Origin of the sequence: Clostridium sp. MCC344 (assembly GCF_018785365.1) — a bacterium.
Classification (GTDB): domain Bacteria; phylum Bacillota; class Clostridia; order Lachnospirales; family Lachnospiraceae; genus Pilosibacter.
On the sequence record NZ_WQPQ01000039.1, the window covers coordinates 19,314 to 27,553 of the forward strand.

Consider the following 8,240-nt stretch of genomic DNA (forward strand, 5'->3'; position numbering starts at 1 on the left):
TTACGGGCAGATTCCGAAAAAATAATATTATAGAAACTGTACAAATGTGTCATTTTAAACACAGGCGTCTGAATTTTGGACAGCCGGAAAAGGAGGCGTTTTTATGTCCGCATTTTTCGCATCATTTGTTTCAACAGCCGTCAAAGCTGTGATTCTGGCCGCAGTTGCCCTGGCGGGAATCGTTCTGGGTAAGAAATTCAGAGATAAAAAAAGTACACAACAGTAACCAGGAGGCAGTACCATGCAGAAATATGGTGTAAACGAACTGAGGAGAATGTTCCTTGAATTCTTCGAGAGCAAGGGACATCTTGCGATGAAGAGTTTCTCCCTCGTTCCGCACAACGATAACAGCTTACTTTTGATCAACTCCGGTATGGCACCGTTAAAGCCGTACTTCACAGGACAGGAGATCCCGCCGAGACGCAGAGTCACCACATGTCAGAAATGTATCCGTACCGGCGATATCGAGAATATCGGTAAGACAGCCCGCCACGGCACATTCTTTGAGATGCTGGGCAACTTCTCCTTCGGCGATTACTTCAAGACAGAAGCGATCCACTGGGCATGGGAGTTCCTGACAGAGTGCGTGGGAATCCCGGCTGACCGTCTCTACCCGTCTGTTTATCTTGATGACGATGAGGCCTTCCGTATCTGGAATGAGGAGATCGGTATCCCGAAAGAGCGGATCTATCGTTTCGGCAAGGAAGACAACTTCTGGGAACATGGCGCAGGTCCGTGCGGTCCGTGTTCTGAGATCTACTATGACCGCGGAGAGAAGTATGGAACAGGTCCGGAGGACGTTATGGGCGGCGAAGGAGACCGTTTCATGGAAGTATGGAATGTTGTATTCTCCCAGTTCAACAATGACGGACACGGAAATTACACCGATCTGATCCAGAAGAACATCGATACTGGTATGGGACTTGAGAGACTGGCTGTTGTCTGCCAGGATGTTGCATCCCTTTTCGACGTAGATACAAACCGCGCTCTGATGGACGAGGTGGGCACTCTGGCTCACTGTAGATACGAGGAGGACGACAAGAAAGACGTTTCCCTCCGTATCATCGCTGACCACGTAAAGAGCTGCACATTTATGGCATCTGACGGGATCATGCCGTCCAACGAGGGCAGAGGCTATGTATTCCGCAGACTTTTAAGAAGAGCTGCACGTCACGGACGTATCCTCGGGATCGAAGGAAACTTCATGACAAAGCTCGCCCAGGTTGTGATCGACCTCTCTAAGGACGGTTATCCGGAACTGGAAGAGAAGAAAGATATGATCCTCCGCGTCATCGACCAGGAGGAGGAGCGCTTCGCAAACACGATCGACAAAGGACTTGAGATCCTTGCTGACCTTGAAAAAGACATGGAAGCAAAGGGAACAAAAGTCCTTGCAGGTGAGGATGCGTTCAAACTTTACGATACTTACGGATTCCCAATCGATCTGACAAAGGAGATCCTTGACGATAAGGGACTCACTGTCGATGAGGAAGGTTTCCACAAGGCAATGCAGGTTCAGAGAGAGACTGCGAGAAGCGCCAGAAAGACTACAAACTACATGGGACGCGACGATATCTACCAGAAACTCGACGCATCCTTAACATCCGCTTTTGTCGGATATGATAAGCTCGAAGCTGAGTCCAGACTGACAGCTCTTGTAAGACTTGCTTCCGATGAAGAGGGCGAGGATGAGATCACAGACGCAGTGACAGACGGCGAGAAGGCATGTGTCATCACATCCGAGACTCCGTTCTACGGAACCATGGGTGGTCAGGTCGGCGACCGCGGCGTGATCGAGAGCGCAAACGGCAAGTTCGAGGTAGAAGATACGATCCACCTTCAGGGCGGAAAGATCGGACACATCGGACACATGGTAAGCGGTATGTTCCAGACAGGCGAGGCGGTAACTCTGAAGGTAGATGAGGAGAACCGTGCCCTGATCGGAAGAAACCACAGTGCGACCCACATCCTCCATAAGGCTCTGAGAACCGTTCTCGGAACTCATGTTGAGCAGGCTGGCTCCCTTGTGACAAGAGACAGACTTCGTTTCGACTTCACTCATTTCTCCGCGATGACTCCGGCTGAGATCAAGGAAGTAGAAGCGATCGTAAATAAAGAAATCCGTGCGGCACTTCCGGTGGTTACAGACGTTATGGGTCTGGAGGACGCGAAGAAGACAGGCGCGATGGCGCTCTTCGGCGAGAAGTACGGCGATAAGGTCCGTGTCGTAAGAATGGGAGACTTCTCCACAGAGCTCTGCGGCGGAACCCATGTAAAGAATACTTCTGAGATCAGCTGTTTCAAGATCCTCTCTGAGGCTGGCGTTGCAGCAGGTGTGAGACGTATCGAGGCACTGACCTCCGACGGTCTGATCCATCATTATGAGAATGTGGAGCAGGAGCTTCATGCGGCAGCGGCTGCAGCAAAATCCACTCCGGCAGACTTACAGACAAAGATCGAGTCCATGATGGAGGAGATCAAGGCGCTTCACTCTGAGAATGAGAAGTTAAAGAGCAAACTTGCCAAAGAGGCAATGGGCGATGTTATGGATCAGGTTCAGGATGTGAAGGGCGTAAAAGTTCTCGCAGTCCGCGCAGACGGCGTTGATATGAATGGTCTGAGAAACTTGGGCGACCAGTTAAAGGAGAAGCTTGGCGAGGGCGTTGTTGTGATCGCATCTGTTCTCGACGGCAAGGTAAACCTGATGGCTGCTGTGACCGATGAGGCCCAGAAGAAGGGCGCTCATGCAGGAAACCTCATCAAGGCGATCGCAGGCCTTGTAGGCGGCGGCGGCGGTGGACGTCCGAACATGGCGCAGGCCGGCGGAAAGAAACCGGAGGGCGTTGCGGACGCACTCGCAAAGGTTGCGGAAGTCGTTTCTGAGCAGGTAAAATAGTTAAAATCGTAATATAATCAAAAAAATTTAAAAAAATGTATTTTTCCGGTAAAAACGGGTTGACGAATGTGTAATTTATGATATAATCATACCAGTGCTAAAAAATACCCAAACAGTTGTATTATGCACAATTACACAACTGGAGGGAGGTTAGGTGTGAGCTATGTCAAACGTAATCGTTAAAGATAACGAAAGCCTGGACAGCGCTTTACGCAGATTCAAAAGAAACTGCGCAAAGGCAGGTATTCAGCAGGAGATTCGTAAAAGAGAGCATTATGAGAAGCCGAGCGTAAGACGTAAAAAGAAGTCTGAAGCGGCAAGAAAGCGCAAGTACAACTAATAAGCGTACAGGGGCTGTTCCTTTGGGGACGGCTCCTTTTCTTTTTGCGCGAAATACAGGATTAGAAAAAGCTGTTGCGGGATAAAGACGGGCGTATTATACTAAAAAAAGAGCGGACAGGGCGGCTCCCGGAACCGGAGACAACAGGCCTGCGAAAATAAATGTCGTCTGTGAGCCAAAGATTCGGCCCACAGACAAGGTGACGTAAAATACATTGCATCAGAGGAAGGAAACAAACATGGAAAAGAAAATTGAGAGTCTGATCAGAGAACATAAGATCATCGCGATCTTAAGAGGAGTACCATCCGATAAGGTTGTCGATGTTGCGAAAGCATTATATGACGGCGGTGTCCGGCTTCTGGAGATCACATTCAACCAGAAATCCGAGACAAAGCTCATCGATACACCGAATGCGATCCGCGCGGTCCGTGAGGCGCTCGGCGACAAGATGGTGATCGGAGCGGGTACTGTGATGTCTGTGGAGGAAGTTCACGCTGCAAAAGAGGCTGGTGCGTCATTTACCCTTGCTCCGAACGTGGATGAGTCTGTGATCAGGGAGACAGTAGCCTGCGGGCTGGAGTCGATCCCGGGTGCGATGACTCCGTCGGAGATCGCCGATGCTTACCGTTACGGCGCATCTGTCGTAAAACTTTTCCCGGCCGGAAACCTTGGCCTTTCCTACTGCAAAGCTGTCATGGCGCCGATCAACCATATTCCGATGATCGCGGTTGGCGGTGTGGATGACAAGAACCTTCCGGATTTCTTAAAAGCAGGTTTTATCGGTCTTGGGATCGGCTCCAGCCTGACAAATAAGAAGATGATCGAAGAGGGCAGATATGACGAGCTGAAGGCCCTTGCCGAGACTTATGTGAAGGCAGCTGTAACTATTCAGTAGGTCTGCGCATTTACTGCGCTGACCGTAAGAAAACATCGGCTTGAAGGCAAAAATCCCATCGGCGAAGCCGATCTGGAATGGATTTTTGCGCGTAACTGTGAAGGTACTGAACAGTTACAGGCTGCTGAAAAATAAGAAACGGGGAGAACCAGTCAAAAATGAAAAATTATACGATCACGATCGATACAGGTACGACCAACACTCGTGTATTCCTGTTTAATGAAAAAAATGAGGTGGCGGCATCCGTGAAGTCTGAGATCGGTGTCCGCATCACCGCGATCGATGGAAATAATAACCGGTTAAAAACGGCGATCAGGGGCTGCCTTGAAGAAGTTCTGAAACAGGCGGGGATCACCTATGATGAGGTGAAGAAAGTCGTTGCCTCCGGAATGATCACCTCCAACGTGGGTCTTGTGGAGATCCCGCATGTGGTTGCTCCGGCATCTGCCGAAGACCTTGCAGAGGCTGCAAAGAGCGTGCTGATCGAGGACATATGCCCGCTTCCGATCCTCTTTATCCCGGGGGTAAAGAACCGTGACGGAAAGCTGGATCTTGCGACTTTTGAGTCCATGGATATGATGCGCGGTGAGGAAGTGGAAACGGTTGCGGTCGTTGAGAGCCTTCCGAAAGGACAGGCGTACCTTCTCGTCCTTCCAGGTTCCCACACAAAGTTTGTCTCTGTGGACTGTGCCGGAAAGATCACGGGCTGTCTCACGACGATCAGCGGAGAGCTCCTCTCTGTGATCACAAACGACACCTTGATCGCGGATGCAGTGGGTCATTCCTTCGCCTCCGAGGAGACTTATGCGAAAGAGTATGTTCTCGCCGGATATGAGACTGCAAAAAAGGCCGGGATCGGCCGCGCATGCTTTTCCGCGAGGATCTTAAACACGTTCGCAGAGCCGGATAAGACGAAGATCGCAAGCTATGTATTGGGTGCTGTTTTGCAGAACGATATGGAGGCGGTCAAGAACAGTGGCGCATTGAAATGCGACGCGGATACGACGGTTGTGATCTATGGAAAGAATCCGTTGAGAGAAGCACTCATGGATCTCTTCACAGAGGAACATTTCTTCTGCCATGTGACGGAATTCATCCCGGAGGATTCTGTTCCGACATCCGCAAAGGGAGCACTGCATATTGCGTCCCTGGCGGAAAAATTTATATAAAATTTAGAAAACTTAGACATAATTTACATCTGCTTTATCAATCTATCACACGATTTAACGCGTTCTAAGCGCCGGACAGGTTGACGGTGAGGGCCAGTTTTTCTAGAATAGATATGTATAAAGAATCTCTAAAAATTATAAAAAAATTAGAAAGAGATTCGAAAAATATTGTGGCTGAACGGCTGCAAAATATCTAAAAAGGAGAGACTTGTTATGAAAAAGCGAGTATTAAGTCTGGCCCTCGCTGCAGCAATGGCGGCATCCCTCACCGCATGCAGCGGTAATTCCAGCACAACAGAGACAACGGCAGCTGCCGGAGAGACGAAAGCTGCTGAAAATGCAGCGACAGAAAGCAAAGAAGCGGACGCTTCCGGTGTGGATGTATCCGGCTGGAAGAATAAGACCGTTACCTGTATTGTTCCTTACGATGCGGGCGGCGGCACTGATACAGTCATGCGTGCGTTAGCTGACGCAGCAAAAGGTTCCTTTAAGAATATTTCCGTAGAGAATCGTTCCGGCGGCGGCGGAGCGACCGGTATGCTTGCAGGAGCGAACGCTGCGGCAGACGGGACCACGGTTACGATGATCACGGTAGAGCTCGCAACCCTCGAAGCGATGGGAACAAATGCGGGTCTTACATATTCCATGTTCAAGCCGATCATGATGGTAAACAGCGCATGCTCCGCGATCACCGTGAATGCGAAGGATGACCGTTTCAACACGATCGAGGACTTCATCAACTACGCAAAAGAGAACGAGGTTTCCATGGGCAACTCCGGAAACGGCGCGATCTGGCACCTCGCAGCAGCTGGTCTTGCGAAAGAGACAGGTGCAAAATTCAAACATGTCGCTTACGATGGAGCAGCAGGTGCGATCACAGACCTTCTCGGTGAGCATATCGATGCGGTAGCAGTTTCCTACGCAGAGGTTGCAAACTATGTTGAATCCGGAGATTTAAAGGTCCTTGCAGTTATGAATGATAAGCGTCTCGACGCGATCCCGGATGTTCCGACATGCAAAGAAGCAGGCTACGATGTTGTTCTCGGTACATGGAGAGGTCTCGGAGTACCGGCAGATACCCCTGACGAAGTAGTAGAGCAGCTCTATCAGATCTTCTCCCAGGCAGCAGAGTCTGATGTATTCGTTGATTTCATGAATAAGTCCAACAATGTGATCGATATCATGGACGGCCCGAGCTTCGAGGAGAGGATCGTTTCCGACCTTGATACCTACAAAGCGCTCGTAACAGACCTCGGATTAAAGATTCAGTAAATATCAGAAGGGAGCCGCAGCTCATCCTGCGGTTCCCGTATGTCAGAAAAACGATATTACGAAGAATCGAGGTTCCTGTATGAGAAAAGGAAATATTATTGCGGGCATTGTCTGCGCAGCAGTTGCCCTCTATGTCATCGTGACCTGTCTCGGCTATCCGAGAGCAGCGGCTTACGGTACAGGAGTTCCGGGGCCGGGACTCTGGCCGGGGATCATTGCGGCATTGCTTCTGATCTGCTCTGTCGGACTGATCATCGGAACCCTGATGATGAAAAAAGAAGATCTTCCGGAACTTCCGATGTGGACGCCGGGAACAAAACGTGTATACATTTCCATGGTGATCCTTCTTGTATACATGCTGGTGTTATCTACAGTCGGCTTTATCATTCCGTCCGTGATCATGCTGTTTGCATTCTGCCAGTGGTTCCACAGGGGAGCGATCTGGAAAAATGCGGTGATCTCCATCGCAGTGATCCTTGTGATCTACTTTGTATTCAAAAATTTCCTGAATGTGCCGATCGATTTCGGTATGTTCAGTATATAGGAGGGCTGAAATATGAGTTTCTTTCTTGAAGTTGTACAGTCAGCGTTCAGCCCGATGGTCTTATTCTACATGTTTGCGGGCGTTGCGGCAGGTATCTGCATCGGAGCATTGCCGGGACTGACTGCCACCATGGGCGTTGCGCTTCTTCTTCCGCTTACATTCGGTATGGACGCCACATCCGGTATCTTAATGCTGCTCGGGATCTATGTCGGTGCGATCTACGGAGGATCCATCTCCGCGATCCTTTTACATACACCTGGTACACCGGCCTCCGCGGCAACTGCCATTGATGGATACCAGTTTTCCAAACGCGGTGAGGCAGGACGTGCCCTCGGCATCGCGACACTTTCCAGCTACATCGGCGGCGTTGTGAGCTGTCTCTGCTTATGGCTTATCAGCCCGCAGCTCGCAAAACTTGCGTTAAAATTCAGTTCTGCAGAGTTCTTTTTACTCGCAGTATTCGGTCTCTGCATTATCGCCAATATCTCCGGTGAAAACATGGCGAAGGGTCTGATCTGCGGATTCCTCGGAATCTTAACAGCTACCGTTGGTATCGACAGCGTGACGAGTTACATCCGTTTTACAGACAATGCGAACCTTCTCTCAGGTATCCAGTATATTCCGGTCATGATCGGCCTCTTTGCGATGAGCCAGGCGTTTGAGACGATCGAGGATATCTACAGCACGGATGAGATCGATGCGACAGTCACAAGACTTCTTCCGACGAAAGAGGATGTGAAGACCATGTTCCGGGTTGCCCCGGTGACAGGACTTATCGGAACCATCATCGGCATCATCCCTGGTGCCGGTGCTGATATCGGATCCTTCGTCGGATACAACACAGCCCGCGGAATGTCCAAACATCCGGAACTGTTCGGTAAAGGAAGCCCGGAGGCCGTTGCTGCTTCCGAGGGCGGAAACAACGGTGTTACCGGCGGTGCGATGATCCCGATGCTGACACTCGGTGTTCCTGGTGATGCTGTAGCAGCCATCATGATCGGAGCGCTGACGATCCAGGGCCTGACTCCGGGACCGATGCTCTTTAAGACAAACAAGGTTCTTGTATACACGATCTTCCTTGGAATGTTCGTTGCCAACACGATCATGGTACTCCTTGGATTCTC

At 50.3% G+C, this 8,240-nt stretch carries 8 protein-coding genes; all 8 read left to right on the forward strand.

Annotated elements, in window-relative coordinates; genetic code table 11:
• Nucleotides 1-103: 103 nt before the first annotated feature.
• Nucleotides 104-226 (forward strand): hypothetical protein, encoded by a 123-nt coding sequence (locus GPK90_RS19410; protein ID WP_275950589.1) that lies wholly within the window; start codon nucleotides 104-106, stop codon nucleotides 224-226.
• A gap of 15 nt (nucleotides 227-241) precedes the next feature.
• Nucleotides 242-2,896 (forward strand): alanine--tRNA ligase, encoded by a 2,655-nt coding sequence (gene alaS, locus GPK90_RS11055; protein ID WP_215702995.1) that lies wholly within the window; start codon nucleotides 242-244, stop codon nucleotides 2,894-2,896.
• A gap of 163 nt (nucleotides 2,897-3,059) precedes the next feature.
• Nucleotides 3,060-3,236, forward strand: coding sequence for a 30S ribosomal protein S21 (gene rpsU / locus GPK90_RS11060; protein ID WP_003504099.1), 177 nt, complete (start codon nucleotides 3,060-3,062; stop codon nucleotides 3,234-3,236).
• A 238-nt stretch (nucleotides 3,237-3,474) separates the two neighbouring features.
• Nucleotides 3,475-4,131: a bifunctional 4-hydroxy-2-oxoglutarate aldolase/2-dehydro-3-deoxy-phosphogluconate aldolase gene (locus GPK90_RS11065; protein ID WP_142411654.1), complete on the forward strand. Its 657-nt coding sequence runs from the start codon at nucleotides 3,475-3,477 to the stop codon at nucleotides 4,129-4,131.
• 158 nt (nucleotides 4,132-4,289) lie between these two features.
• On the forward strand, nucleotides 4,290-5,300 hold the full coding sequence (locus GPK90_RS11070) for a 2-dehydro-3-deoxygalactonokinase (protein ID WP_215702996.1): 1,011 nt from the start codon (nucleotides 4,290-4,292) through the stop codon (nucleotides 5,298-5,300).
• A 213-nt stretch (nucleotides 5,301-5,513) separates the two neighbouring features.
• Nucleotides 5,514-6,572, forward strand: a complete 1,059-nt coding sequence (locus tag GPK90_RS11075; protein WP_215702997.1) for a tripartite tricarboxylate transporter substrate binding protein — start codon at nucleotides 5,514-5,516, stop codon at nucleotides 6,570-6,572.
• Nucleotides 6,573-6,651: 79 nt separating this feature from the next.
• Nucleotides 6,652-7,116 (forward strand): tripartite tricarboxylate transporter TctB family protein, encoded by a 465-nt coding sequence (locus GPK90_RS11080; protein ID WP_118322049.1) that lies wholly within the window; start codon nucleotides 6,652-6,654, stop codon nucleotides 7,114-7,116.
• Between the two features lie 12 nt (nucleotides 7,117-7,128).
• Nucleotides 7,129-8,240, forward strand: a 1,112-nt coding sequence (locus GPK90_RS11085) for a tripartite tricarboxylate transporter permease (protein WP_252197436.1), incomplete at its 3' end; no start/stop codon positions are given.